Origin of the sequence: Nocardioides pinisoli (genome assembly GCF_024199985.1) — a bacterium.
Classification (GTDB): Bacteria; Actinomycetota; Actinomycetes; order Propionibacteriales; family Nocardioidaceae; genus Nocardioides; species Nocardioides pinisoli.
On the sequence record NZ_JANARS010000006.1, the window covers coordinates 303,398 to 329,108 of the forward strand.

Genomic DNA, 25,711 nt, shown 5'->3' on the forward strand with positions numbered 1-25,711 from the left:
ACAGAGACGGTCAGCCGCAGGCGGGCGCCGGGGGCAGGGGTGCGGGTACGCCGACGGCGGGCATGCCGAGCCCGACGGAGGACGGCGCGGGCGGGGTCGACGTACGACGCTCCCAGGCGTCACCGGCGCGGGTGCGGCGCAGGGACCGGATGGAACCGTCGGCGACCAGGTGGTGCGGGGCGGCGTAGGTGACCTCGACGGTCACCATGTCGCCCGGGCGCACCGAGTCGGCGTCGACGGCGGAGAAGTCCGCGGCGAAGTGGACGAGCCGGTTGTCGGGGGCGCGGCCGGACAGCCGCTTGGTGGCGACGTCCTTGCGGCCCTCGCCCTCGGAGACCATCAGCTCGAGGGTGCGCCCGACGAGCGCCTTGCTCTCCTCCCACGCGACCTCGTCGACCACGGCGGCGAGGCGGAGGTAGCGGTCCTTGACCACGTCGGGCGGGACCTGGTCGTCGAGGACGGCGGCCGGCGTGCCGGGGCGCTTGGAGTACTGGAAGGTGAAGGCCGACGAGAATCGGGCGGCGCGCACGACGTCGAGGGTGGCCTGGAAGTCGTCCTCGGTCTCGCCGGGGAAGCCGACGATGATGTCGGTGGTGATCGCGGCGTCGGGGATGGCGGCGCGGACGCGCTCGATGATCCCGAGGTACTTCGACTGCCGGTAGGAGCGGCGCATGTCGCGCAGCACCTTGTCGGAGCCCGACTGCAGGGGCATGTGGAGGGACGGCATCACGTTGGGCGTCTCGGCCATCGCCTCGATGACGTCGTCGGTGAACTCGGCCGGGTGCGGCGAGGTGAAGCGCACCCGCTCCAGCCCCTCGATCGAGCCGCACGCGCGCAGCAGCTTGGAGAAGGCCTGGCGGTCGCCGAACTCCACGCCGTAGGCGTTGACGTTCTGGCCGAGCAGGGTGATCTCGGTGACGCCCTCGGCGACGAGCGCCTCGACCTCGGCCAGGATCTCGCCCGGGCGGCGGTCCTTCTCCTTGCCGCGCAGCGCGGGGACGATGCAGAACGTGCAGGTGTTGTTGCAGCCGACCGAGATCGACACCCACGCGGCGTAGGCCGACTCGCGCTTGGTCGGCAGCGTCGAGGGGAAGACCGACAGCGACTCGAGGATCTCGACCTGCGCCTCCTCCTGCACGCGCGCCCGCTCGAGCAGCACCGGCAGCGAGCCGATGTTGTGGGTGCCGAACACCACGTCGACCCACGGCGCCCGCTCGGTGATGGTGTCGCGGTCCTTCTGCGCGAGGCAGCCGCCGACGGCGATCTGCATGCCGGGCCTCTCCGCCTTGACCGGCGCGAGGTGGCCGAGGTTGCCGTAGAGCTTGTTGTCGGCGTTCTCCCGCACCGCGCAGGTGTTGAAGACGACGACGTCCGCCTGGTCGTCGGAGGCGGCGCGGACGTAGCCCGCGTCCTCCAGCAGGCCGCTGAGCCGCTCGGAGTCGTGGACGTTCATCTGGCACCCGTAGGTCTTGACCTCGTAGGTGCGTGCGGGGCTCTCGGCGACGGTGCTCATGACCGGTCAAGGGTACGGCGGCACGCGGGGGCCCCGGCAATCGTGCGGCCCACCTAGGCTCGCGCCATGCCCCGCATGCACGCGCTCGAGCTGCTGCCCGACGAGGCCGGCTGCGACGTCGTACGTCGTGACTGGCAGGTGCTGCGCGACGCGGGCCTGCCCTCCCAGCTCGACCATCGCGGCGCCACCAACAGCCCGCACGTCACCGTGCTCGCCGCCCCGGCCCTGGGCCGGGACGACGAGCAGCGAGCCGCCGACCTGGTGGCTCCGCACCTGCCGGCGGAGGTGCGCGCGTCGGGCATCGCCCTGCTCGGGGGCACCCGCGTCTCCGTCGTACGCGTCCTCGACGTGCCGGACCCGCTGGTGCGCGCGGTGCTCGACCTGCGCTCGCGCGTGCGCGACGTGCAGCACCTCGGCTGGCTCCCCCACCTCACCCTCGCCCGGCGGATGGACCGCGCCGACGTGGGCCGGGCGGTCGAGGCGCTGGGGCACGAGGACGTGGTGCTGACGCTGACGTCGCTGCGTCGCTGGGATCCCGACGCCGGAATTGTCACCCATCTGTAATAGTCCTGACGGGCCATGTGCGATGGCCCGACCGGTCCACGTGCCGATAGGTTGCGCCTATGACCGCGCAGGAAACGGCCCCCGTCAGCGCCGGCCGGGGGGAGCCCCTCGTCGTGCTGAGCGGAGTCCAGAAGCACTTCGGGCAGCTCCACGCACTCCAGGACATCGAGCTCACCGTCAAGCGCGGCGAGGTGGTCGTCGTGATCGGGCCCTCCGGCTCGGGCAAGTCCACCCTGTGCCGCACGATCAACCGGCTCGAGACCATCGACGAGGGCACCATCACCCTCGACGGCAAGGACCTCCCCCAGGAGGGCAAGGCGCTCGCCGCCCTGCGCGCCGAGGTCGGCATGGTCTTCCAGAGCTTCAACCTCTTCGCCCACAAGACGATCCTCGAGAACGTCACCCTCGGCCCGATCAAGGTGCGTGGGATGAAGAAGGAGGAGGCCGAGAAGAAGGCGCGCGAGCTCCTCGACCGCGTCGGCGTCGGCCACCAGGCCGAGAAGTACCCCGCGCAGCTCTCCGGCGGCCAGCAGCAGCGCGTGGCCATCGCCCGCGCGCTGGCCATGGAGCCGAAGGTGATGCTCTTCGACGAGCCCACCTCCGCGCTCGACCCGGAGATGATCAAGGAGGTGCTCGACGTCATGGTCGACCTCGCCGAGCAGGGCATGACGATGATCGTCGTCACCCACGAGATGGGCTTCGCCCGCACCGCCGCCGACCGCGTCGTCTTCATGGCCGACGGCGCGATCGTCGAGGAGAACACGCCCGAGGAGTTCTTCACCAACCCTCGCTCGGACCGCGCCAAGGACTTCCTCGGGAAGATCCTCAAGCACTGACCTGTCACAGCACCACCCACGGGGGCCGGAAGATCCGGCTCGGGACAGACAAGGGAGAAGCAGATGCGATTCATCCGTACCAAGGCCGTCATCGCGACGGTCGGGCTGGCCCTCTCGCTGGCGGCCTGCGGCGACGCGGGTGACGACGGTGGCGAGGCCACCGACGTCGAGGTCCAGGAGAACGCCGCCGACGAGTTCGACGACGGGACGGCGATGAAGGAGTTCGCCGACTCCGGGGAGATCACGATCGGCGTCAAGTACGACCAGCCGGGTATCGGCTTCAAGGGCGCCACCGACGACATGCCCGTCGGCTTCGACCCCGAGATCGGCAAGATCCTCGCCGGCTCGCTCGGCATCGCCCCCGAGGACATCACCTGGAAGGAGACGATCTCCGACAACCGTGAGCCGTTCCTCCAGGAGGGCGAGGTCGACCTCGTCATCGCGTCCTACTCCATCACCGACGAGCGTCGCCAGGTCGTCGGCCAGGCCGGCCCCTACTACGTCACGGGCCAGCAGCTGCTGGTGAAGTCCGACAGCGACATCGAGACCCTCGACGACGTCAAGGGCACCGAGGTCTGCTCCGTGACCGGCTCCACGTCGCTGGAGAACATCAAGGCCGAGGGCGCCAAGCCGCGCGGCTTCGACACCTACTCCGAGTGCGTCGACCAGGTCCTCAGCGGCACCGTGGACGCCATGACCACCGACGGCGCGATCCTGCTCGGCTACGCCGCGGAGAACCCCGACGAGCTCAAGGTCGTCGTGGACCCGTTCTCCGAGGAGCGCTACGGCGTGGGCTACAGCCTCGACAAGCCCGAGATGTGCCAGTGGATCGTCGACACGCTCACCGACGCGCAGGAGGACGGCACGTGGGGCGAGGCCTTCGAGGCCACCCTCGGCCAGTCGGGTGTGGAGACGCCCGAGCCGCCGGCGATGGACGAGTGCCCGGCCGCCTGACGCTGGACCACATCACCACCTGATCGGACGCCGGCGGGCCGCGAGGCCCGCCGGCGTCCCGCAGAGAGGAGCCCCCGCCCATGGACGCGGTGTTCTCGAACTTCGACGAGTACCTCAAGGCCTTCGGCCTGACCATCGGCCTGTTCGTCGTCTCCGGCATCGCCTCCCTCGTGCTGGGAACGATCCTCGCCGTCTTCCGCGTCGGCCCCGTGTCGGTCCTCAACAAGGCCGCGGCGGTCTACGTCACCCTGTTCCGCAACACGCCGCTGCTGATGATCTTCATCTTCATCTTCATCGCGATGCCGGTGCTGGGCTACAACTTCAAGTTCGTCGAGGGCATCGAGATCGGCGGCTGGAACGTCTCCGCGTTCTTCTTCCGCGCCTGCCTGGCGCTGACGCTCTACACCTCGGCGTTCGTCTGCGAGGCGATGCGTTCCGGCGTCAACGCCGTACCGCTCGGACAGGCCGAGGCCGGTCGGGCGATCGGGCTCACCTTCGCGCAGTCGATGAACCTCGTCATCCTGCCCCAGGCGGCGCGCGCGGTCATCCCGCCGATGACCAGCGTGCTGATCGCACTGGCCAAGAACACCTCGGTCGCGGCGGCCTTCGGGCTCGCCGAGGCGACCGCCACGATGCGCGGCTTCACCAACAACAATGCGGACCAGCGGATCGGGATCTTCGTCGCCTTCGCGATCGGCTACATCATCGTCGTCGAGGTCATCTCCCTGTCGTCGTACCTCGTCGAGCGAAAGGTGAGGGTGGCCCGATGAGCGCTTCCGTCCTCTTCGACGCGCCGGGCCCCAAGACGGTCGCGCGCCACCGCATCTACTCCGTCATCAGCCTGGTCGCCCTGCTGGCGCTGGTCGCCTTCGGCGTCTGGAAGATGTACGACGCCGGGCAGCTCGAGTACGCGCTCTGGGAGCCCTTCGTCACCCCCGACTACGTCCAGTACATCCTCGTCGACGGCCTGCTCGAGACGCTGAAGATGGCCTTCTTCTCGATCATCTTCGCCGTGGTCTTCGGACTCGTCTTCGGTGTCGCGAAGCTGTCCGACCACGGCTGGGTGCGCTGGCCGGCGTGGCTCGTCGTGGAGTTCTTCCGCGCCGTGCCGGTGCTGCTGCTGATGATCTTCACGTTCTTCCTGCTGGCCATCGGCGACGGACCACTCACGTCCTTCTGGTGCGTGGTCATCGCCCTGACCCTCTACAACGGCTCGGTGCTCGCCGAGGTGTTCCGCGCCGGCATCAACGCCGTGCCGCAGGGCCAGGGCGAGGCGGCGTACGCCATCGGCATGCGCAAGTCGCAGGTGATGACCTCGGTGCTGCTCCCTCAGGGCGTCAAGATCATGCTGCCCACGATCATCAGCCAGATGGTCGTGGCGCTGAAGGACACCAGCCTCGGCTACTACATCCTGGCCCCCGGCCTCACCGCGGTCGGCAAGCCGATCTACCAGGAGTTCGGCAACCAGGTGCAGACCACCATCGTCATCACCGCGCTCTACGTCGTGGTCAACCTGATCCTCACCTGGATCGCCACGATCGTGCAGAAGCGCCTCGTCGGCGAGAAGAACCCGCTCGAGCTCAGCCGGGTCGGCAACCTCGACGGCGGCCGCAACGTCTGACCCGGCTCAGGCTCGCTTCGCGGTCACCCAGAGCCTGATCTCGCCCTCCACGACGACGGTTCCGTCGGTGCGGACGCCTCGCACGCGCACCGGCAGGTCGTAGCCCTCACCGACCTCGGCCGTCCACTGGCCGGGGTCGGTCTCGGCGATGCAGGTGATGTCGGAGGAGGCCTTCGCGGTGTAGGCGACCTCCATGCCCTTGGGGATCCAGCGCCGGTCGCGCGGGATGGTCGCCTCGGCGAGCGCGCCCATCGCCGCCTCGAGGCCGTTGCACAGCGCGATGGCGTGCACGGTGCCGATGTGGTTGTGCACCCGGCGCCGGTCGGGGATCACCAGCTCGGCGTGGTCGGGCTCGATGACGGTGAACCGCGGCCGGATCGAGGCGAAGTACGGCGCCTTCCGGCCGAAGGCGATCGAGAAGACCCGGTCGCCCAGCGGGAGGGCGGAGGTCTTCCTCCAGAGGTCGAGGACGGCAGTCATGCCGGGAGGCTACCAGTCGGTAACTTCTGGTGGACTCCCCGCTCGAGCGGGGAGTCCGCCACCGGGAGGCCGTTGCAACCCCCTCGAAGTGTCGGACTCCCCCACCAGGTCCGGTCCGCGCCCGTCAGCTGCGGCGCACCGTGGGGACGCGGGCCGGCACCTCAGCGCGGCTGCAGCACCTCGACCCGGTTGCCGTGGCCGTCGAAGGCGTGGAGGCGCACGTGGCCGGGGAACGAGTCCCGCTGGCTCTCGTCGACGGCGAAGCCCAGCGCGCGCAGCCGGCCCGCCACCTCGTCGAGGTCGTCGACGACGAAGGCCGGGTGGGCCTTGCGCGCGGCCGCGAACGGCTCCTCGACGCCGACGTGCAGCTCGGCCGCGACGGCTCCCGCGTCGTCGTACGCACGGAACCAGCAGCCGCCGCGGGCCGCCAGGTCAGCGGGCTTGTCGACCTCGGTCATCGCGAGCCCCTCGCCGTAGAAGCGGCGGGCCTCGTCCTCCCCGGCGGGCGGGCACGCGACCTGGACGTGGTGGAGCCTCACGGGACCGGCACCCCCTGCGGCTTGCGCGCCACGACGAAGATCCGCCGGAAGGGCAGGACCACGCGGCCGGCCGAGTCGGCCGGATAGGCCTGGCGGAGCAGCGCCTTGAACTCGTCCTCGAAGAGCGGCCGGAGGTCGTCGGGCAGCGCCTGCAGCGTCGGTCGCGCGCCCGTGCCCGAGACCCAGTCGAAGACGGGGTCCGCGCCGGTCAGGACGTGGAGGTACGTCGTCTCCCACGCGTCGACCTCGCACCCGAGGTCCAGCAGGACGCGGGCGTAGTCGACCGGGTCGCGGCTCGTCGGGACGCCGGCGTCGCGCACGTGCTCGGCGTAGGGCGCCCGGGCGGCCAGGTCGGTGCGGGCGGTGTGGCTGGGCTCGTCGAAGTTGCCGGGGACCTGGAAGGCGAGCCACCCGCCGGGCTGCAGGCGCTCGATCAGGCCCGGCAGGAGCTCGAGGTGGTCGGGGACCCACTGGAGGGTGGCGTTGGAGACGATGACGTCGATCGGCTCGCGCAGGGCCAGCGGGTCGGGGCGGGCCCAGTCACGCAGGTCGCCGACCTCCCACCGGATGCCGACGACGGCGCGGGCGGCCTCGATCATCTCGGGACTGCTGTCGACGCCTGTGACCGCGGCGCTGCGCCATCGGTCGGCGAGCAGGGCGGTGAGGTTGCCCGGCCCGCAGCCGAGGTCGACGACGACGCGCGGGTTCTCCGCGGGCACCCGGGCCAGCAGGTCGACGAACGGTCTGCCGCGCTCGTCGGCGTACGCCAGGTAGCGGTCGGGGTCCCAGGTGTGGCTCATGCGCAGCTCTCCTCCTCGCCCGCGGGGTGGTCCAGTGGCCAACGGTGGTGACAGGCCCTCAGGGCATCCAATTCTCGCCGGACTGTCGCGGGAAGTGTCTTGATGTCGAGATATCGGCCACCTTCGTCGCGAACAGTCTCGATGTCAAGATTCTCGACCGATCTGGCACGATGGCGACATGCGTGACGAGGTGGACGACCTGGTCGAGGCGTGGCGCCGCGAGCGCGGCGACCTGGACCTCGCACCTGTCGAGGTGTTCTCGCGCATCAGCCGCCTGGCCCGCCACCTCGACCTGGCCCGGCGCGACGCCTTCACCGCGCACGGCATCGAGTCGTGGGAGTTCGACGTCCTCGCCGCCCTGCGCCGCGCCGGGCAGCCCTACGAGCTCTCCCCCGGACGGCTGCTGCGCGAGACGCTCGTGACCAGCGGCACGATGACCAACCGCGTGGACCGGCTCGCCGGGCGGGGTCTCGTCGAGCGCCTCCCCGACCCCCGCGACCGGCGCGGGGTGCTGGTGCGGCTGACCGCCGACGGCAAGGCGGCGGTCGACGGCGCCTTCGAGGCGCTGCTGGCGGCGGAGGCCGACCTGCTGGCCGACCTCCCCGACCGTGACCGCACCCAGCTCGCCAGCCTGTTGCGCTCGCTGCTCGCGCCCTTCAGCTGAACCTGTCGGGGAAGTCCGACACTTCGTGGGGGTTGCAACGGCCACCATGTGGCGGACTCCCCGCTCGAGCGGGGAGTCCACCACGAGGTCCGCCCGAAAATGCGGCGGATGATCCGACCGGAGGGCCTACTCCACGACCTCGGAGGCCTCGAGCCACTCCAGCTCCAGCTCCTCCTTCTCCGCGGCCAGCTCGCCGAGCTGCTCGCCGACCCGCGCGAGGAGGTCGTAGTCGGTGAGGTTGGCCTCCATCTCGGCGTGCAGCTCGGCCTCGCGCGCGGCGATGCGCTCGAGCTGCTTCTCCACCCGGGCGAGCACCTTGCGGGCGGCGCGGTCCTCGGCGGACCCGGGGCGTGCCTTGGGCTCGGCGACCGGCGCTGACGACGGCCCGGCGTCGTGCGGAGCCGCCACGGGTGCGGCTGACGCCGCGGCGAGAGACGCCGCGTGGGCGGCTTGCAGCGCTGACCGCCGTTCGAGGTACTCGTCGACCCCGCGCGGCAGCATCGAGACCTGGCCGTCGCCGAGGAGCGCCCAGACCGAGTCGGTGACGCGCTCGAGGAAGTAGCGGTCGTGGGAGACCACGACCAGCGTGCCGGGCCAGGAGTCGAGGAAGTCCTCGAGGACGTTGAGGGTGTCGATGTCGAGGTCGTTGGTGGGCTCGTCGAGGAGCAGCACGTTGGGCTCGGTCAGCAGCAGCTTGAGCAGTTGGAAGCGTCGCCGCTCACCACCGGACAGGTCGCCGAGCCGCGCGGTCAGCCGGTCGCCGGTGAAGCCGAACCGCTCCAGCAGCGACGTCGCGGTGATCTCCTGGCCGTCGAGGGTCTTGGTGACCCGCCGGATCGACTCGACGGTCGGCAGCACCCGCGCCTCGGGGTCGATCTCGTCGAGCGCCTGCGTGAGGTGCTTCATCTCGACGGTGCGCCCCCGCTTGACCCGGCCCACGTCGGGCTGCAGCGCGCCCGAGATGAGCGACAGCAGCGAGGTCTTGCCCGCGCCGTTGACGCCGACGATCCCGACCCGGTCGCCCGGCCCGATGCGCCACGTGGCGTGGTCGAGCAGCACCCGCTCGCCGCGCGCGAGGTCGACGTCCTCGATGTCGATGACGTCCTTGCCGAGGCGCTGGCTGGCGAAGCGCTGCAGCTCCATCCGGTCGCGCGGCGGCGGGACGTCGTCGATGAGCGCGTTGGCCGCGTCGATGCGGAACTTCGGCTTCGACGTACGCGCCGGGGCGCCGCGCCGCAGCCACGCGAGCTCCTTGCGGGCGAGGTTGAGCCGACGCGTCTCGGTGGCGGCCGCCTGCCGCTGGCGCTCGGCCTTGGCCAGGACGTACGCCGCGTAGCCGCCCTCGTAGGAGTCGACCGCGCCGTCGTGGACCTCCCACGTCGTCTGGCACACCGCGTCGAGGAACCACCGGTCGTGGGTCACCACGATGAGCGCGCTGGGCAGGCCGACGAGGTGGCCGGCGAGCCAGGCGACGGCCTCGACGTCGAGGTGGTTGGTGGGCTCGTCGAGCACGATCAGGTCGTGGCGCGAGAGCAGCAGCGCCGCGAGCGCGCAGCGGCGTCGCTCACCACCGGACAGGCCGACGACCGCACGGTCGAGGGTCACGCCGGCGAGCAGCTCCTCGACCACCTGCCGCATCGTGGGGTCGGCCGCCCACTCGTGGTCCTGGCGCCCGCCCAGGACCGCCTCGCGGACGGTGTGGCTGTCGACCAGCTCGTCGCCCTGGTGGAGGTAGCCGATCTCGACCCCGCGCGTGCGGGACACGCGGCCGGAGTCGGGCTGCTCGAGCCCCGTCATCACCTCGAGCAGCGTGGTCTTGCCGTCGCCGTTGCGTCCCACCACACCGACGCGCTCACCCACGGCGATGCCGAGGGAGACGGTGTCGAGGAGGGGTCGCACGCCGTAGGACTTCGAGACGCGCTCGAGGTTGATCAGGTTCGCCATGTCCGGGCGATCCTCTCAGGTGCACCCCAGTCCGCACGGATCGGCGTACGCCCTGACCCGGGCGGTGCGTGAGGAGGGTTCCCGTGGCCGACGATCCGCCTCACGCACCGCGGGTGTGTCGTACGACGCCGCGCCGGCGGCCGGTTCCTGAGGTGGATTCGTAGGCAGCCGAATCCCCCTCACGCACCGCTCACGAGGCGGTCAGGCGGTCGCGCGCCCGTCGCCGTCCGGGGCGCCCCCGGCCAGCGAGGCCGTGCCGTTGCTGGAGTACTTCTGGATCAACGACTCGACGTCGAGCCCGGTGGTGGCCTTGAGCATCTCCATGGTCTGCACGAGGTTGTTGGTCACCTGCTTGGGCAGCTCCCCCGCGCCGTCGGCGGAGATCACGGTCAGCTTGTCGATGCTGCCCATCGGGCGGGCCAGCTCGGCGGCCACCTTGGGCATCACCTCGATGAGCATCTGGAGCACGGCGGCCTCGTTGTAGCCGGCGAAGGCCGCGGCCTTCTTGTCCATCGCCTCCGCCTCGGCCTGGCCCGCGGCGAGGATGGCGGCGGCCTCCGCCTCACCCTCGGCGCGTACGGCGTCGGCCTCGGCGACGCGGCGAGCCTTCTCGGCCTCACCGCGCTTGGCGCCCTCGATGGCCTCGGCCTCGGCGAGCGCGGAGCGCCGGGACTTCTCGCCCTCACCGGTCAGGCGGGCCTTCTCGGCCTCGGCCTCGGCGTTGGCGATCGACGCGGCCTTGCGCGCCTCGGCCTCGAGGATGGCGGAGCTGCGGCGACCCTGCGCCTCGGTCTCGACGCGGTAGCGCTCGGCGTCGGCGGGCTTGCGGACCTCGGTGTCGAGCTGGCGCTCCTTGAGCGCCGCCTGCCGCACGGCGACCTTCTCCTGCTCGAGCAGGACGGCCTGGTCGCGGTCGGCCTGGGCGAGCGGTCCGGCGGCCGCGGCCTGGGCGTTGGCGGCGTCGGTCTCGGCCTTGATCTCGGCGTTCTTGAGCGCGAGCGCGCGCTGGGTGACCGCGATCTCCTGCTCCGCGGCGATGCGCGCCTGCTCGGCGGCCTGGCGGGCGTTGGCCTCCGCGATCGAGGCGAGCTGGTTGAGCTTGGCGGCCTCGGGGCGACCGAGGTCGGCGAGGTAGGAGCCGTCGTCGGTGATGTCCTGGATCTGGAAGGTGTCGAGCACGAGGCCCTGGCCGGTCAGCGAGGACTCCGACTCCTCCGCGACGCGCTGCGCGAAGGCCGCCCGGTCGCGGATGATCTGCTCCACCGACATCGAGCCGACGATCGAGCGCAGCGCACCGGCGAGCACCTCCTGGGTGAAGGTCTCGATCTCCTCCTGCTGGCTGAGGAAGCGCTGACCGGCGGCGCGGATGGAGTCCTCGTTGCCGCCGACCTTGACGAGCGCGACGCCGTCGAGGTTGAGCTTGATGCCCTGGCCGGAGACGGCGCCGCGAATCTGGACCGAGATCCGGCGCGACGACAGGTCGAGGGTGGCGAGGCGCTGCACGAACGGGATGACGAACACGCCGCCGCCCATGACGACCTTCTGCCCGGACAGGTCGGTGGAGATCTCGCCGGTCTCCGGGTTGCGCACCTCCCCCTTGCCCTTGCGCCCGGTGACGATGAACGACTCGTTGGGCCCGGCCACCTTGTAGCGCGTGGTCACCAGCAGCGCCAGCAGCACGAGGAGGACGACGAGGCCGATCACGGCGGTGACGACCGGGGACAGGTTGAACATGGCAGTGCTCCTAGCGAGAAGGCGTACGTGGAACGGTTCAGGGGAGGAAGAGCGGCTCGACCTGGACGGCCGTGGGCGAGATGACCTGCGTGACGCTGACCCGCGTGCCGGCCGCGACGGCGACGCTCGAGCGGGCGTTGAGCCGGGTGATGTGGCCGCCGACGCTGAGCGACACGACGCCGAAGCCGCCCTCGGGGATCGCGCTGACCACCGAGCCGATCCGCTCGAGCATGTCGGAGGTGCGCACGGTGTCGCCCTCGCCGTCGCCGTGGAGGAACCGCGAGGCCCGGGCGGCGAGCCAGCCCAGCAGCACACCGAGCACGAGGCCGACCACCACGGCGATCGACGTCGACCCGGTCGTCTCCAGCGCGATCGCTCCGCCGAAGCCGAGGGCGCCGAGGAACCCGGCCAGGGCCTCGGTCGAGAAGAAGCCGGCGCTGAGGCCCTCGAGGGCACCGTCGAGGACGTCGCCGACGACGAGCGCCACGAGCAGCAGCACGACGCCGACGGCGCCCACCACCAGGAACACGGTCACGATGCCTCCCCCAGGCAATCAGTGCGACGTCGTCGACGTCGCGCACAACATAGCGGGATGCTTCCCCGTCCGTGGCGGTTCATGCCACCCGGTCACGACCCCATCCCGACTCGACCCGGCCGGGGCCCGCGCCGGTCAGCCGAGCACGTGCGCGCCGGCGACCGGACCGACCGCGGACAGCACGACGTCGTACGACGCCGACAGCGCGGTGAGGACCTCCATCGAGCCCTCCTGCGAGTCGCAGAGGAAGACGCAGGTCGGGCCGGAGCCGCTGACCATCCCCCGCAGGGCACCCTCCGCCTCGCCGCGCGCGATCAGGTCGCCGAGCTCGGGGCGCAGGTCGATCGCCGGCTCCTGCAGGTCGTTGTGGAGCGCCCGGGCCAGCCGGACCGGCTCGCCGCTCGCCAGCGCGGCCAGCAGCTCGGCCGGCTCGGCGGGCTCGGCGGGAGCGTCCGGGTGGAGCCGGTCGAAGTGGCGGTAGACCTCGGGCGTCGAGAGGCCGACGGCGGCCGGGACCACGACCCACCACCACGTGCCGTGGTCGACGATCGGCTCGACCAGCTCGCCGCGGCCCCGGCCCCGCGCCGTACCTCCCACGAGCGAGAACGGCACGTCGCTGCCGAGCCGGGCCGCCTGGGCGAGGAGCAGGTCGTCGCTCTGGCGGAGGTCGTGCAGCCGGTCGTGGGCAAGCAGGGCCGCCGCGCCGTCCGCGGAGCCGCCCGCCATGCCTCCCGCGACGGGGACCTGCTTGGCGATCCGCACGTCGTGGGCGCTCCCGCACGGCGCCTCGGCGAGGGCGCGCATCGCGATGTTGGTGGCGTCGGTCGGGACGCCGGCCACGTCGACGTGCGCCGACCCGGTGACGGTCAGCGAGTCCGTGTCGGTCTCCGAGACGGTGACGTCGTCGTAGAGCGAGATCGCCTGGTAGACGGTGTCGAGCGGGTGGAAGCCGTCCTCGCGCGGTGCGCCGACGCCGAGGTGGAGGTTGATCTTGGCGGACGCGCGGACCGTGACGCTCACTCCGCGACCCGGTCGCGGGAGGGTCGCGGAGGGAGCTCGACCAACGAGGCGAGCCCCTCGGCGATCCGCGCGAAGTCGGTCACGTCGAGCACCTCGCCGCGGGCGGTGGGGTCGACGCCGGCGGCCTCCAGCGCGGCGCTCGCGGCGTCCGCGGAGCCGGCCAGCCCGCGCAGCGCGGCCCGCACCTGCTTGCGCCGCTGCGCGAAGGCGGCGTCGACGACGGCGAAGACCTGCTCGCGGGTCGCGGTGGTCTCCGGCGGCTCGCGCCGGGTCCAGGCGACCAGGCCGGAGTCGACGTTGGGGGCGGGCCAGAAGACGTTGCGCCCGATCGCGCCGGCGCGTCGTACGTCGGCGAACCACGCCGCCTTCACGCTGGGGACGCCGTAGGTCTTCGACCCGGGCGGCGCCGCGAGGCGGTCCGCGACCTCGGCCTGCACCATCACCAGGCCGCGCTCGAGCGACGGCAACAGGGTGAGGAGGTGGATGAGCACCGGCACCGAGACGTTGTAGGGCAGGTTGGCGACCAGCGCCGTGGGCGGCGGACCCGGCAGGGCGTCGACGCGCATGGCGTCGGCCAGCACGACCTCGAACCGGTCGGCCTGCCCGGGGGCGTACGACGCGATGGTGGCGGGCAGCCGCTCGGCCAGCAGCGGGTCGACCTCGATCGCGACCACCCGGCGCGCGACCTCCAGCAGCGCGAGGGTCAGCGAGCCCAGCCCGGGACCGACCTCGACGACCACGTCGTCACCGGTGATGGCGGACTCGCGCACGATCCGGCGCACGGTGTTGGCGTCGATGACGAAGTTCTGGCCGCGCTGCTTGGTGGGCCGCAGGTCGAGCTCGGCGGCCAGCTGACGCACCTCGGCCGGCCCGAGGAGCCTCGGGCCGGCCGGGTGGGAGGTCATGGCGTCAGCCTAGTGGCCGCTCCGCGGGTCAGCGGGGCAGGCCGAGCTTGGCCGAGCACGAGGGCCAGGAGCCGTAGCCGCCGGCGGCGTCACGCAGGCGCGTCGCCACGGCGATCTGGGTCTCGCGGGAGGCCTGGTGCGGGTAGCCGGTGCCGCCGTAGGCACGCCAGGTGCCGAGGTTGAACTGGAGGCCGCCGTAGTAGCCGTTGCCGGTGTTGATGGCCCAGTTGCCGCCCGACTCGCACTGGGCGAGCGCGTCCCACACCGTGCTGCCGCCGGCGAAGTTGGCGGCCGGCTCCTCGGGCTTCTCCTTCGTGCCGATCGCGACGACGCGGGCCACGGCCTTGCGGCGCACGTCGGCCTTCACGACGTTGCGCGCCGCGAGCTCACCGTTGACGAAGCGGAGCTTGTAGGTGACGTTGCGGACGCCGTCGCGTCCGGCGCGCACGACCTCCTGCTCGCCCTCGAACATCGAGGAGTCCGCGCGCTCGACGACGGGGGCGTCGAGCACCTCGCCCTTCACCTTCTTGGTCGCCACGCGGATGTCGGTGACGACGATCCGGTCGCCGTCGGCGATCTCGGTGGTCAGCGACGGCCGCACCTTGTCGTGCCGGTCGACCTCGAAGCCGGTGGACTTCAGCACGTCGGCGACCGTCAGCGCGGTCATCTTGCGCTTCTTGGGCTGCTTGCCGCCGAGCTTGAGGTGGACCACCTTGGGGGTGACGACCTCGAGGGTCAGTCCGCTACGGCCGATCGAGGAGCTGCGGCTCGCGGACAGGTCGGCGCCGTCGAACCGGCGGCCGATCTCGCCGAGCGCGCTGGCGACGTCGGTCGAGTTGACCCAGTAGGTGTGCGACTCGCCGTCGACGGCGAGCTCGAGCGGACGCCCGAACTGGACGGCGATGGCGGTGCCGTCGGTGACGGACTCGTCGACCGCGGGGGCGACCAGGTCCTTGTCGCCGACCTCGACGCCCTCGGCCGCGAGCACGTCGGCGACGGTGTCACCGATGGCGCTGACCTGACGGGTCTCCCCGTCGAGGGTGAGGGTGACGTCCTTGGTGAGGGCGGCGTAGCCGACCGTCGTACCTCCGACGGCTGCCACCACGAGCGCCACGAGGGTCGCCAGGACGGTCTTGGACTTGCTGAGCTGTGCGAGACGAGAGCGCACGATTCTCCGAACTTCGTACTCCCCGGGCCTCGGGCGGCAGCATCCCCCGGCCGAGCGTGCGCAGCAGCCACGACAGGTCGCGGCAGGCGGTACGACGTGCGAGCGGGGGGACTCGCAGGACCGGCCCGATCCGGTCCTCGTGCTGCCGGAAATCACTCCCGATCCCGGCCAACAATCACAAGACGATAACGACGACGGGCGGTGACGCAAACTCTTCGCCGAAAAAACTTGGGGAGATCCGCCTCACGCCCACCCGTGCGGAGGGCTCGTGCGGGCGGCCGCCACAGGGTCACCGGGCGGCTACCAGGTGCCTCCGAACGCCCTCTCGGTGGTCGCGTCGATGGTGGCGCAGAGCTCGCCGAGGTCGGCCCGCAGCACCTCCGCCATCGCCCGCACGGTGTGGGGGACGAGGTAGGAGGCGTTGGGCCGTCCGCGCCACGGCGTGGGCGTCAGGTAGGGCGCGTCCGTCTCGACCAGCACCCGGTCGTGCGGGGTGACGGCCAGCGCGTCGCGCAGGGGTGCGGCGTTCTTGAACGTCACCGTCCCGGCGAAGCTGAGGAATGCGCCCCGGTCGAGGCAGCGCCGCGCGAAGGCCGCGTCGCCGGAGAAGCAGTGCATCACCCAGCGCTCGGGCGCCCCCTCGGAGTCGAGGACGCGCAGCACGTCGTCGTGGGCGTCGCGGTCGTGGATGACGAGGGTCTTGTCGAGCCGCTTGGCCAGGTCGATGTGGCGCCGGAAGCTCTCCTCCTGCGCCGCGCGTCCCTCCTCGCCCGTGCGGAAGGTGTCGAGCCCGGTCTCGCCGACGGCGCGCACCTTGTCGTGGGCCTGCGCGAGCTGCTCTATCTCGGCGAGCGCCGCCTCGAGGAGGCCGGCCTCGGCGAGCCGCGGCGCCTCGTTGGGGTGCAGGGCCACGCCGGCGACGAGCGCGTCGTGCTCGGCCGCCGCGGCCACCGCCCAGCGGGCGCCGGGGAGGTCGCAGCCGATCTGCACGATCCGCGGCACGCCGACGGCCGCCGCGGCCGCGACGGCGTCCGCGGTGTCGAGCCAGTCGCCGTCGGCGATGTCGAGGTGGCAGTGGTTGTCGACGACGGGGTGCGGGAGCGGCTCGGGCGCGGGGGGTCGCTCGCGGTCGCGTCGGGCCCCCGAGACCTCCTCGGTCGCCGCCCGGCTGCGCGTGGGCCCGTCCTCAGCGGTGGACAACGTCGTAGACCTCCCTCTTGGGCAGGCCGGCCCGCTTGGCGACCTCGGCGATCGCCTCCTTGCGGGTCGAGCCGGACGCCTCGAGCCCGGCGACGGCCGCCCGCAGCGTGCCGGGGTCGGTGCCGAGGGCCGGGGCGCCGGTGGATCCCTCGACGACGATGGTGACCTCGCCGCGCACGCCGTCGGCGGCCCAAGCGGCGAGCTCGGCCAGCGGGCCGCGGCGTACTTCCTCGTGCGTCTTGGTGAGCTCGCGGCAGACCGCGGCCGGCCGGTCCTCGCCCAGGGCCTCGGCCATCGCCGCGAGGGCCGCCTCGGTGCGGTGCGGCGCCTCGAAGAACACCATCGTCCGCTCCTCCCCGGCCAGGGCGGCGAGACGCCGCCCCCGCTCCCCCGCCTTGCGGGGCAGGAAGCCCTCGAAGCAGAACCGGTCGACGGGCAGGCCGCTCACGGCCAGGGCGGCCAGCACGGCGCTGGGTCCGGGTACGGCCGTGACGCGGACGTCGTGCTCGACCGCCGCCGCGACGAGCCGGTAGCCCGGGTCGGAGACGCTCGGCATCCCGGCGTCGGTGACCAGGACGACGCGTTCACCGGCCAGCAGCGCCTCGAGCAGCACGGGCGTGCGCGCCTGCTCGTTGCCCTCGAAGTAGGACACGACGCGACCGGACAGCGCGATGCCGAGGTCGGCGCACAGCCGCTTGAGCCGGCGGGTGTCCTCGGCGGCGACGACGTCGGCGCCCGAGAGCTCGGCGGCCAGCCGCGGGGGCGCGTCGCCGGCCTGCCCGATCGGGGTGGCCGCGAGGACCAGGACGCCAGTCATGGAGCAACCGTAGATGCCCCATTGAGGGGTTCCACTGGCGGCTCCTCGCGCCTAGCGTGTCGAGATCCCGCCAACCGTTCGCTGCCCTCGGAGGTCACACGCATGCAGCTCAACCGCCGCACCGCCATCACCGGAGCCCTCGGTGGCGCCCTCGCCGCCGGTCCGTTCGCCGGTTTCGCCAACGCGTCCGCGCTGTCGCGCACGGGCGCCCTCGCCGGTGCCGCCGTCGGCACGCTCGTCCCGGTCCCCGACGCCCGCGACGGCGTCGTACGACTCGAGCTGCCGGCCGGCTTCTCCTACCGCTCGTTCCACGACACCAGCACGCCGGTCACGCTGCGAGACGGCACCCGGCTGCCCGGCCGGCACGACGGGATGGGGGCGTTCGCCGGTCCAGGCGGGTCTGTCCTGCTGGTCCGCAACCACGAGGTCAACAACCCGCAGCCGGCGTTCGGCCCGACCAAGCCCTACGACAAGCGCGGCGGCGCCGGCACGACGACGATCCAGGTGACGAAGTACGGCGAGGTGCAGGACGCCTACACGAGCCTCAGCGGCACGATGATGAACTGCAGCGGCGGCCAGATGCCGTGGGGCGCCTGGGTGACCTGCGAGGAGACCGTCAACGGCCCCGACGTCGGGGCGGACTTCACCGGGGTGTCCAACGTGCCGCTGCAGAAGCGGCACGGCTACGTCTTCGAGGTGCCGGCCGGTGGCGTCGCCGACGCGCGGCCGCTGCGCAAGGCCGGACGATTCGCGCACGAGGCGGTGTCGTACGACCCGGCCGAGGGCGTGCTCTACCTGACCGAGGACAACTTCGCCTTCCCGTCCGGGTTCTACCGCTACGTGCCCCGCGAGCGGCGTGACCGGCACCGCAACCTCGACCACAACGGGCAGCTGCAGATGCTCGCCGTCGTCGGCCGCCCGCAGGCGCACCTCGAGGCGCACCAGGACACGACCACCGTGCACGACGTGGAGTGGGTCGACATCGACGAGCCGGACTTCGAGTTCGACTACACGCCGGGCGAGCCGGCGCCGACCAGCAACGACACCGCCATCAACTTCGTCGGCGACCAGGGCCGGGCCAAGGGCGCGGCGCACTTCTCGCGCTGCGAGGGCCAGGTCTTCCACGACGGCGTCGTCTACTTCACCGCGACCCAGGGCGGCGGTGCGGCGATGACGGGCCCGGACAACGTCAACGGCTACGGCCGCGGCTGGGGCCAGGTGTGGGGCTACGACACCCGCACGCAGACCCTGCGCTGCGTCTACCAGTCGGAGAGCCGCGAGGTGCTCGACTTCCCCGACAACGTGACCACCAGCCCGCGCGGCACCCTCGTCCTGTGCGAGGACCACGACCAGAGCAACTACCTGCGCGGCCTGACCACCGAGGGCGACCTCTTCTCCATCGCGCGCAACGCGATGGCGGGCCGCGAGGGTGACGAGTTCGCCGGGTCGACGTTCAGTCCCGACGGGCACACCCTCTTCGTCAACATCCAGGCGAGCCGCGGGCTCACCTTCGCGATCTGGGGGGACTGGGCCTCGATCGGCGTGTGAGGAGGCCGGCTCACCAGCCCCTCCCGCCTGCCCCTCCAGCCTGCCGTCCAGGGTGGCGGCACATCGCACGCAGACCCCCGCCTCATCTGCGATCTGCCGCCACCCCTCCAGCCCAGCCCGCCCAAGGTGGCGGCACATCGCACGCAGACCCCCGCTCCATCTGCGATCTGCCGCCACCCCTCCAGCCCCAGCCCGCCCAAGGTGGCGGCACATCGCACGCAGACACCCGCCCCATCTGCGATCTGCCGCCACCCCTCGGCCCCAGCCCGCCCAAGGTGGCGGCACATCGCACGCAGACACCCGCCCCATCTGCGATCTGCCGCCACCCCTCCAGCCTGCCGTCCAGGGTGGCGGCACATCGCACGCAGACACCCGCCTCATCTGCGATCTGCCGCCACCCCTCGGCCCCAGCCGCCCAAGGTGGCGGCACATCGCACGCAGACCCCCGCCTCATCTGCGATCTGCCGCCACCCCTCCAACCCAGCCCGCCCAAGGTGGCGGCACATCCCACGCAGACGCCCGCCCCATCTGCGATCTGCCGCCACCCGAGCGGCACCCGCCGACGTCGGCCGGCCCGGCGCATGCCCCGCCACCCTCTAGAGTGCCCGCGTGAACCCGACAGCCACCGAGCGGAATCGTCCGCGCTGGCGGTCGGAGGACCCGCTCGTCGGGTGGGCCGGCGCCCTCTGCCTGGCCGCGCTGGCGTTCTTCCTGCGCCGCTGGCACCTCGGCACGCCGCACGCGTTCTCCTTCGACGAGACCTACTACGCCAAGGACGCGTGGTCGCTGCTCAACCACGGCTACGTACGGCAGTACGTCGAGGACGCCGACAAGACGATCCTCAACGGCGACGTCACGGGGCTGTTCCAGGACGGCCCGTCGATGATCGTGCACCCCGAGGTCGGCAAGTGGGTGATCGCCGGTGGCATCGAGCTCTTCGGGATGGACCCCACCGGCTGGCGCACGGCGTCGGCGGTGGTGGGCGCGCTGATGGTCCTGCTGATGTGCCGCTTCGCCCGGCGCGTCACCGGCTCGACGGTTCTCGGGCTCCTGGCGGGCCTCCTGCTCTCCCTCGACGGCCTGCAGCTCGTGCTGTCGCGGCTCGCACTGCTCGACATCTTCCTGGCGTTCTTCACCCTCTGCGGCGTGCACTGCGTGGTCGCCGACCGGCAGTGGCTGCGCGACCGCCTGGCCGCCGGCGACGGGCGACGCCTGCTCCTCTGGTGGCGGCCGTGGCTGGTCGCCGGCGGCGTGTCCTTCGGCCTCGCGTGCGGCACCAAGTGGTCGGCGGTCTACGCGCTGGCCGTCTTCGGCCTGCTCGCCTGGCTGTGGAGTGCCGGCGCCCGGCGCGCCTTCGGTCAGCGCCGTCCGCTCCTCCGCTCGGTGGTCCTCGACGGCGTCCCGGCGTTCGTCGCGCTGGTGGGCGTCGCGCTGGCGACGTACGTCGCGTCGTGGACGGGGTGGCTGGTGCACGCCGACGTCTACGAGGAGGCGTTCAGCAACACCCAGTACACGTCGTACGGCGGGGACGACCCGTGGCCGACCGCCGGCGAGCCCGACGCCGACGGCCTCGGGGAGGTCACCCAGTCCCTGCGGTCGCTGTGGTCCTACCACCAGGACGTCTACACCTTCCACAGCCACTTCCTCGACGACTCGACACATATCTACGCCTCCAAGCCCGCCACGTGGCTGGTCATCGGCCGCCCGGTCGGGGTCGACGCCCAGACCGACATCCAGCCGGGGTCGCAGTCGTGCGACGCCCCGGCCGGCTCCACCTGCATCCGGCAGGTCCTGCTCCTCGGCAACCCGGTCATCTGGTGGGGTGGCTGCCTGGCGATGGTCGCCTCGCTGCTGCTGTGGATCGGCGCGCGCGACTGGCGCCACGGCGTCGCGGTCGCGGGGCTCGCCAGCACGTGGCTGCCCTGGTTCGCCTACGACGACCGGCCGATCTTCTTCTTCTACGCCATCACCTCGCTGCCGTTCCTGGTGCTGTCGGTCGTGCTGGCGATGGGCCACCTGATCGGCACCTCCGACGTGCCGACACCGCGGCGCACCTTCGGCGTGGTCGTCGCCGGCAGCTACACCGTGCTCGCCCTCATCGCCTTCGCGTGGTTCTGGCCGATCTGGACCGACGTCCTGCTGACCAAGTCGGAGTGGGACGCCCGCATCTGGTTCCAGCGCTGGATCTGACCACCCACGGGGGTGGACCGGTCGGGGCGAACCCGGCACGAACGACCGAGGTTTTCTCAAGATGGTCCGGAGGTCGCCCGCCGCCCTTTCTCTTCGTGGCACGGCCCCGCGACGATGGGTCAGGCCCGGCGCACACGGGGGTTTGTGCCAGGGCCCGACGCCACGGGAGGGAGCGTTGATGGACTCGACGATGATCCACGTCTGCTTGCAGACCGAGGGGGCACCGACCGGCGACGACCACGAGGTGGGTGAGCGCTGGGTGTGCTCGTGCGGCGACAACTTCGTCTACCGCGAGGGCTTCAACCGCGCCGGCTACGCGAGCCTCGAGTGGTGGCCCGCACCGGCCGTCCCGCAGCCCCGCAAGTCGGCCCGCCGCGGCCTGCTGTTCGGCCCGCGCAAGGGCTGAGCACCCGCCCTCAGCCGGCCCACGAGCGGCTTCGGACGAACGACACGAACCGCTCGGCCGGCGGCGCCAGCGGCCGGTCCGTGCGCCAGGTGAGGCCGATCGTGCGCGTCGCCGAGGGCGAGGACAGCGCCAGACCCACCGACCCCGACTGCCCGGCGAACGCCTCCGGCACGATCGCGACGCCGAGCCCGGCGGCCACGAGGCCCTCGATCGTGGCCAGGTCCGCGCTCTCGAAGGACACGCGCGGGCTCACCCCCGCCTCGGCGAGCAGCGCCTGCACCAGCGCGCTGTGGCCGAAGCCCGGCGGGGTGGTGACCAGCTCGTCCTCGGCCAGGTCGGCGAGGTCGACGCGTGAGCGGTCGCGGAAGCGGTGGGTGGGCGGCACGACCACGACGAGCCGCTCGCGCTGCACCGCCAGCCAGCCGAGGTCGGCGGCCCGGTCCATGGTGAGGCCGAGCTCGACGGCCCCGCGGTCGAGGTCGCTGCGGATGTCGTGGGCGGGCTCCTGGCTCAGCGCCACCTTCACCCCGGGCGCCTCGGCGTGGAAGGCACGCAGGAGCTTGGGCACGAGCGTGGTGGCCATCGAGTCCAGGAAGGCGAGCCGGACGGTGCCGGTGTCCGGGTCGAGCCGGTTGGCCAGGTCGGCGCCCAGCTGCTCGTGGCGTACGACGATGTCGCGGGCGGCGTCGAGGACCACCCGGCCGTCCGGGGTGACCTCCACCCCGCTCGACGTCCGCTCGAAGACGCGCACGCCGAGCTCCGCCTCGACGCGCGCGAGCGAGCGCGACAGGGTCGGCTGGCTGGTGCCGAGCGCCACAGCCGCCTCGGTGACGTGACCGGTCTCGCCGAGCTGGACGAGCCAGGCCAGGTCGCGGAGCATCACCTGCAGCATCATACGCGCGACGCATGGCTCGGGCTCTGACCTCACATTGGACGTATCGAGCGTTCCCGGCGCACCATCGACCGATGCCCGCCGCCCAGCTCTCGCCCGCCGACGCCGGTCACGCGCCCTACCGTCCGGGCACCGCCGGCTACCGCCGGGTCATGGTGGCGGTGTTCGCCGCGGGGATGGCGACGTTCGTGCTGCTCTACGACGTCCAGGCGCTGCTGCCCGAGCTGGTCGAGGCCTTCGACGTCTCCCCCACCCGCGCGACGCTCGCGATGTCGCTGACGACCGCGACCCTGGCCGTCGCCCTGCTCGTCGCCGGACCGGTGTCGGAGGCGGTGGGTCGTACGCCCCTCATCCACCTCGCGCTGTGGTCGGCGGCCGTCGTGGGCGTCCTGTCCGCGCTCGCTCCGTCGTGGGAGGCGCTCCTCGGCCTCCGGATGCTGCAGGGGGTCACCCTGGCCGGGCTGCCGGCCGTCGCGACGGCCTACCTCCGCGAGGAGCTGCACCCCTCCGCCCACGGCCGCGCGTTCGGCCTCTACATCTCCGGCACCGCCCTGGGCGGCATGGCGGGCCGCGTGGTGACCGCACCGGTCGCCGACGCCGCGGGCTGGCGGTGGGGCCTTGCCGCGGCCGCGCTCGCCGCGCTCGTGTGCGCCGTGCTCGTCGCCTGGCTGCTGCCCGCGTCGCGCCACTTCGTCCGTCGCCCGGCCGACCTGCGGTCGGTGCTCGGGGGCGCCCGCGCGGCCGTGCGCGACCGGGCGCTCGTGGCGCTCTACGTCCTGGGGGCCTGCGGGATCGGCACGATGGTCGCGGTGTTCAACGCCCTCGGCTTCCGGCTCAGCTCGGCGCCCTACGGCCTCTCCGTGGGCACGATCAGCCTGGTCTACCTCGTCTACGCCCTCGGCTCCGTCAGCTCGGCCGCGTCCGGCCGCATCGCCGACCGCATCGGTCGCCGCGCCACCATCCCCGCCGGGTGCGCCCTGGCGCTGGTGGGCGTGTGGCTGACGCTCGCCGGCGCCCTCCCGGTCGTCGTGGTCGGGATGGCCGCCCTCACCGTGGGCTTCTTCTGCATCCACGGCCTGGCGAGCGGGTGGGTCACCGCGCGCGCCCACCTCGCGGGCGTGCGCACCGGGCAGGCGGCGGCGTTCTACCTCTTCGCCTACTACGTCGGGGCGTCGGTGTTCGGCAACCTCGGCAGCGCGGCCTGGAGCCGGGCGGGCTGGCCGGGGGTCGTCGCGCTCGCCTCGGCGCTCCTGCTCACCGTCTGCGCGATGGTCGTCGTGCTGCGTCGTACGCCGGCGCTCGTGCCGCCGGGCGGCTGACCGGCCTGCTCACAGGGCCCGCTCAACAGGGCCTGCCCACCAGTGCCCGCTCACCAGGCGCCGGGGAACCTCGCCGACCCGGCGATCGCCAGCAGCGACACCCCCAGCGACACCACGACCGCGATGAGCAGCGACTGCCCGAGCCAGCGACGCCCCGGCAGCGCGAGGAGCACCACCCCGGCCGCCGCGGCGAGCGCGGGCAGGACCCACACCGGCAGCGCCCCCGAGAGCAGGCCGACCAGCAGGGCGAGGGCGACGCCGGCCGCGGCCGCCCTGCCGAGCGGCACGGGCCGTGGGCCGCGGGGCAGCCCCACCTCGGTGACGGGGCCCGACGCGGGCAGCTGGTCGGGAGCCAGCACCCGCAGCAGGAGGGTGATCGTGGCGGGGTCGGCGACGACGACGACGTCGCGGAAGCGGTCGGCCACCGCGTGGCGGCGGACAACCTCGTCGAGCCGGTGCCCGCGGTCCACGTCGGGGAAGCGCACCGGCGCCAGCAGGACCTCCGGGTGGGCGGTGTGCCCGAGCTCCTGCACGACGCGCTTGCCGTCGGCCGTCGGGGCGGTGATGACGACCGCCGACGACCCGATCCCGGCCCGCACCCGCGCGACGTCGGCCGCGTCGGCCTGCGTGCTGACGACGAGGATGCGCTGGTAGTCGCTCACGCTCCGACGTTAGTCGTCGGAGCAGTGGCGGGCGCGACCGCACCGCTCGAGATCGGCAGCCGCACCACGAAGCGTGCCCCTCCCTCCGGGGCGTCGGCCACGGAGATGGTGCCCCGGTGCCAGGCGACGTGACGCGCCGCGATGGCCAGCCCCAGACCGAAGCCGCCCTCCTCCCGCTCGGGTCCGCGGGTGAAGCGCTCGAAGATCCGTTGCCGGCTGCCGACGGGCACCCCCGGCCCGGCGTCGTCCACCACCAGCAGGACGTCACGTCCCGCGGCCTCGACGCGCACGCTGGTGCACCCGCCACCGTGCAGCTCCGCGTTGGTCACCAGGTTGGTCACCACCTGCGCGAGGCGCCTGCGGTCCGCCTCGACCTCGAGGTGCTCCGCGTCCGGCTCCACGAAGGTCACCGGACGGCCGGCGGCGGCGTCGGCGGCGCGTCGTACGAGGTCGGGGACGCGGACGGGCTCGGCCACCTCCTCGTCGCCGCTGTCGGCGCGCGAGATCTCCAGCAGGTCGATGACCAGCTGGCGGAACCGCTCGAGCTCGTGGTCGAGCAGGTCGAGGGGCTCGCGGGCCGCGGCCGGCAGGAGGCGGCGTCGGTGCTTCAGCGACTCCATCGCGTTGACCATGGTGGTCAGCGGGGTGCGCAGCTCGTGGCTGACGTCCCCGGCGAACCGGGCGTCGGCGCGCACCCGGTTCTGGAGCGATCGGGCGGTCTGGTTGAACGACGCCGCCAGCTCGGCGAGGTCGGTGTCGGCACCCGGGTCGAGCCGTGCGTCGAGGTCACCCTGCGCGATCGCGGCGGCAGCGGCGGTCACCTCCTCCACCGGCCGGATCAGGCGCCGCGCCACGACGCGCCCCGCCACCATCCCGAGCAACGTGGTGGCCACGGCGCTGACCAGGAGGCTCAGCCACAGCGCGCGCAGGGTGCGGACCAGGTCGGCCCGGGGGAAGAGCTCGAGGAAGACGTCCCCCTCACCCATCGGGATGCCCACGGCGAGGTAGGTGCCACCGTGGCTCGTCTCGTGGACGGGGGCACCGCCCGCGGACTCCGTCCGGCGCACCAGGTCCTGCGGGAAGGTGGCGTCGGTCGTCGTGGTGCCGCGGTAGCGCTCGCCGTCGAGGACCAGGAGGGCCGCGCCGTCCTCCGGGTAGTGGAGGCGGTCGACCAGGGTGGCGACGTCCTGGCCGGCCCGTACGCCCGCCCTGATGGTCAGCGCGTGGTCGGTGGCCTGGGCGAGCGCCGCCTCCTCCTGCTGCGCGGTGAGGTAGGCCGAGACGAGCAGCCAGGCCGCCCCGGCCAGGACGGTCGCGAGGACCAGCGACATCAGCCCGAAGCCGAGCGCCACGCGGTCCCGCAGGCCCAGCCGTCGGGGAAGCAACCGGCGCATCGCGAC

25 protein-coding genes are annotated in these 25,711 nt (G+C 72.6%); 10 read left to right on the plus strand and 15 right to left on the minus strand.

Annotated elements, in window-relative coordinates:
• Positions 1–10: 10 nt before the first annotated feature.
• Positions 11–1,513, minus strand: coding sequence for a tRNA (N6-isopentenyl adenosine(37)-C2)-methylthiotransferase MiaB (gene miaB, locus NCI01_RS15475; RefSeq protein WP_254182399.1), 1,503 nt, complete (start codon positions 1,511–1,513; stop codon positions 11–13).
• Between the two features lie 66 nt (positions 1,514–1,579).
• Here miaB and NCI01_RS15480 point away from each other — a divergent pair, with 66 nt between their 5' ends.
• From NCI01_RS15480 to NCI01_RS15500, 5 genes are all read left to right on the plus strand, one after another.
• On the plus strand, positions 1,580–2,077 hold the full coding sequence (locus tag NCI01_RS15480; protein ID WP_254182400.1) for a 2'-5' RNA ligase family protein: 498 nt from the start codon (positions 1,580–1,582) through the stop codon (positions 2,075–2,077).
• Positions 2,078–2,136: 59 nt separating this feature from the next.
• Positions 2,137–2,913: an amino acid ABC transporter ATP-binding protein gene (locus NCI01_RS15485; protein ID WP_254182401.1), complete on the plus strand. Its 777-nt coding sequence runs from the start codon at positions 2,137–2,139 to the stop codon at positions 2,911–2,913.
• Between the two features lie 63 nt (positions 2,914–2,976).
• Positions 2,977–3,867: a glutamate ABC transporter substrate-binding protein gene (locus NCI01_RS15490; protein WP_254182402.1), complete on the plus strand. Its 891-nt coding sequence runs from the start codon at positions 2,977–2,979 to the stop codon at positions 3,865–3,867.
• Between the two features lie 80 nt (positions 3,868–3,947).
• Positions 3,948–4,637, plus strand: coding sequence for an amino acid ABC transporter permease (locus NCI01_RS15495; RefSeq protein WP_254182403.1), 690 nt, complete (start codon positions 3,948–3,950; stop codon positions 4,635–4,637).
• Positions 4,634–5,488 (plus strand): amino acid ABC transporter permease, encoded by an 855-nt coding sequence (locus NCI01_RS15500; protein WP_254182404.1) that lies wholly within the window; start codon positions 4,634–4,636, stop codon positions 5,486–5,488. Before NCI01_RS15495 ends, NCI01_RS15500 begins: the two co-directional genes overlap by 4 nt.
• Positions 5,489–5,494: 6 nt before the next feature.
• Here the strand turns inward: NCI01_RS15500 and NCI01_RS15505 are convergent, their stop codons facing one another.
• From NCI01_RS15505 to NCI01_RS15515, 3 genes are all read right to left on the minus strand, one after another.
• A complete protein-coding gene (locus NCI01_RS15505) occupies positions 5,495–5,968 on the minus strand; it encodes a hotdog fold domain-containing protein (RefSeq protein WP_254182405.1) in 474 nt (157 codons plus the stop codon).
• 161 nt (positions 5,969–6,129) lie between these two features.
• Complete coding sequence (locus NCI01_RS15510) at positions 6,130–6,507, minus strand: VOC family protein (RefSeq protein ID WP_254182406.1); 378 nt, start codon at positions 6,505–6,507, stop codon at positions 6,130–6,132.
• Positions 6,504–7,307, minus strand: a complete 804-nt coding sequence (locus NCI01_RS15515; RefSeq protein ID WP_254182407.1) for a trans-aconitate 2-methyltransferase — start codon at positions 7,305–7,307, stop codon at positions 6,504–6,506. The genes NCI01_RS15510 and NCI01_RS15515 overlap by 4 nt, the downstream gene beginning before the upstream one ends.
• Before the next feature lie 178 nt (positions 7,308–7,485).
• Here NCI01_RS15515 and NCI01_RS15520 point away from each other — a divergent pair, with 178 nt between their 5' ends.
• The gene (locus NCI01_RS15520) at positions 7,486–7,971 is read left to right on the plus strand and encodes a MarR family winged helix-turn-helix transcriptional regulator (protein WP_254182408.1); all 486 of its coding nucleotides are present in this window, start codon (positions 7,486–7,488) and stop codon (positions 7,969–7,971) included.
• Positions 7,972–8,097: 126 nt separating this feature from the next.
• Here the strand turns inward: NCI01_RS15520 and NCI01_RS15525 are convergent, their stop codons facing one another.
• The 8 genes from NCI01_RS15525 to rsmI form a co-directional block, all read right to left on the minus strand.
• Entirely contained in the window at positions 8,098–9,915 is a 1,818-nt protein-coding gene (locus NCI01_RS15525; protein WP_254182409.1) for an ABC-F family ATP-binding cassette domain-containing protein, read from the minus strand.
• Positions 9,916–10,116: 201 nt separating this feature from the next.
• Positions 10,117–11,649 carry a flotillin family protein gene (locus NCI01_RS15530; protein ID WP_254182410.1) on the minus strand — a complete coding sequence of 511 codons (1,533 nt, stop codon included), beginning with the start codon at positions 11,647–11,649 and terminating at the stop codon, positions 10,117–10,119.
• 37 nt (positions 11,650–11,686) lie between these two features.
• Positions 11,687–12,184: an NfeD C-terminal domain-containing protein gene (locus NCI01_RS15535; RefSeq protein WP_254182411.1), complete on the minus strand. Its 498-nt coding sequence runs from the start codon at positions 12,182–12,184 to the stop codon at positions 11,687–11,689.
• Between the two features lie 135 nt (positions 12,185–12,319).
• The gene (locus NCI01_RS15540) at positions 12,320–13,204 is read right to left on the minus strand and encodes a 4-(cytidine 5'-diphospho)-2-C-methyl-D-erythritol kinase (RefSeq protein ID WP_254182412.1); all 885 of its coding nucleotides are present in this window, start codon (positions 13,202–13,204) and stop codon (positions 12,320–12,322) included.
• Positions 13,201–14,109: a 16S rRNA (adenine(1518)-N(6)/adenine(1519)-N(6))-dimethyltransferase RsmA gene (rsmA, locus tag NCI01_RS15545; RefSeq protein ID WP_254182413.1), complete on the minus strand. Its 909-nt coding sequence runs from the start codon at positions 14,107–14,109 to the stop codon at positions 13,201–13,203. Before rsmA ends, NCI01_RS15540 begins: the two co-directional genes overlap by 4 nt.
• A gap of 28 nt (positions 14,110–14,137) precedes the next feature.
• Positions 14,138–15,277 (minus strand): resuscitation-promoting factor, encoded by a 1,140-nt coding sequence (locus tag NCI01_RS22355; RefSeq protein ID WP_308213226.1) that lies wholly within the window; start codon positions 15,275–15,277, stop codon positions 14,138–14,140.
• Between the two features lie 300 nt (positions 15,278–15,577).
• Positions 15,578–16,477 carry a TatD family hydrolase gene (locus NCI01_RS15560; protein WP_254182414.1) on the minus strand — a complete coding sequence of 300 codons (900 nt, stop codon included), beginning with the start codon at positions 16,475–16,477 and terminating at the stop codon, positions 15,578–15,580.
• The gene (rsmI, locus tag NCI01_RS15565) at positions 16,464–17,294 is read right to left on the minus strand and encodes a 16S rRNA (cytidine(1402)-2'-O)-methyltransferase (RefSeq protein ID WP_254182415.1); all 831 of its coding nucleotides are present in this window, start codon (positions 17,292–17,294) and stop codon (positions 16,464–16,466) included. Before rsmI ends, NCI01_RS15560 begins: the two co-directional genes overlap by 14 nt.
• 102 nt (positions 17,295–17,396) lie before the next feature.
• Here rsmI and NCI01_RS15570 point away from each other — a divergent pair, with 102 nt between their 5' ends.
• The 3 genes from NCI01_RS15570 (at position 17,397) to NCI01_RS15580 (ending at position 21,438) form a co-directional block, all read left to right on the plus strand.
• The gene (locus NCI01_RS15570) at positions 17,397–18,842 is read left to right on the plus strand and encodes a PhoX family protein (protein WP_254182416.1); all 1,446 of its coding nucleotides are present in this window, start codon (positions 17,397–17,399) and stop codon (positions 18,840–18,842) included.
• A gap of 609 nt (positions 18,843–19,451) precedes the next feature.
• Complete coding sequence (locus NCI01_RS15575) at positions 19,452–21,032, plus strand: dolichyl-phosphate-mannose--protein mannosyltransferase (RefSeq protein ID WP_254182417.1); 1,581 nt, start codon at positions 19,452–19,454, stop codon at positions 21,030–21,032.
• Between the two features lie 178 nt (positions 21,033–21,210).
• Entirely contained in the window at positions 21,211–21,438 is a 228-nt protein-coding gene (locus tag NCI01_RS15580) for a hypothetical protein (protein WP_254182418.1), read from the plus strand.
• A 10-nt stretch (positions 21,439–21,448) separates the two neighbouring features.
• Here NCI01_RS15580 and NCI01_RS15585 read toward each other — a convergent pair whose 3' ends face one another.
• Positions 21,449–22,318 (minus strand): LysR family transcriptional regulator, encoded by an 870-nt coding sequence (locus NCI01_RS15585; protein ID WP_254182496.1) that lies wholly within the window; start codon positions 22,316–22,318, stop codon positions 21,449–21,451.
• A gap of 86 nt (positions 22,319–22,404) precedes the next feature.
• Here NCI01_RS15585 and NCI01_RS15590 point away from each other — a divergent pair, with 86 nt between their 5' ends.
• On the plus strand, positions 22,405–23,649 hold the full coding sequence (locus NCI01_RS15590) for an MFS transporter (RefSeq protein WP_254182419.1): 1,245 nt from the start codon (positions 22,405–22,407) through the stop codon (positions 23,647–23,649).
• Between the two features lie 50 nt (positions 23,650–23,699).
• Here the strand turns inward: NCI01_RS15590 and NCI01_RS15595 are convergent, their stop codons facing one another.
• Both NCI01_RS15595 and NCI01_RS15600 read right to left on the minus strand, forming a co-directional pair.
• Complete coding sequence (locus NCI01_RS15595) at positions 23,700–24,311, minus strand: hypothetical protein (protein WP_254182420.1); 612 nt, start codon at positions 24,309–24,311, stop codon at positions 23,700–23,702.
• Positions 24,308–25,705: a HAMP domain-containing sensor histidine kinase gene (locus tag NCI01_RS15600; protein WP_254182421.1), complete on the minus strand. Its 1,398-nt coding sequence runs from the start codon at positions 25,703–25,705 to the stop codon at positions 24,308–24,310. The genes NCI01_RS15595 and NCI01_RS15600 overlap by 4 nt, the downstream gene beginning before the upstream one ends.
• Between the last annotated feature and the right edge of the window lie 6 nt (positions 25,706–25,711).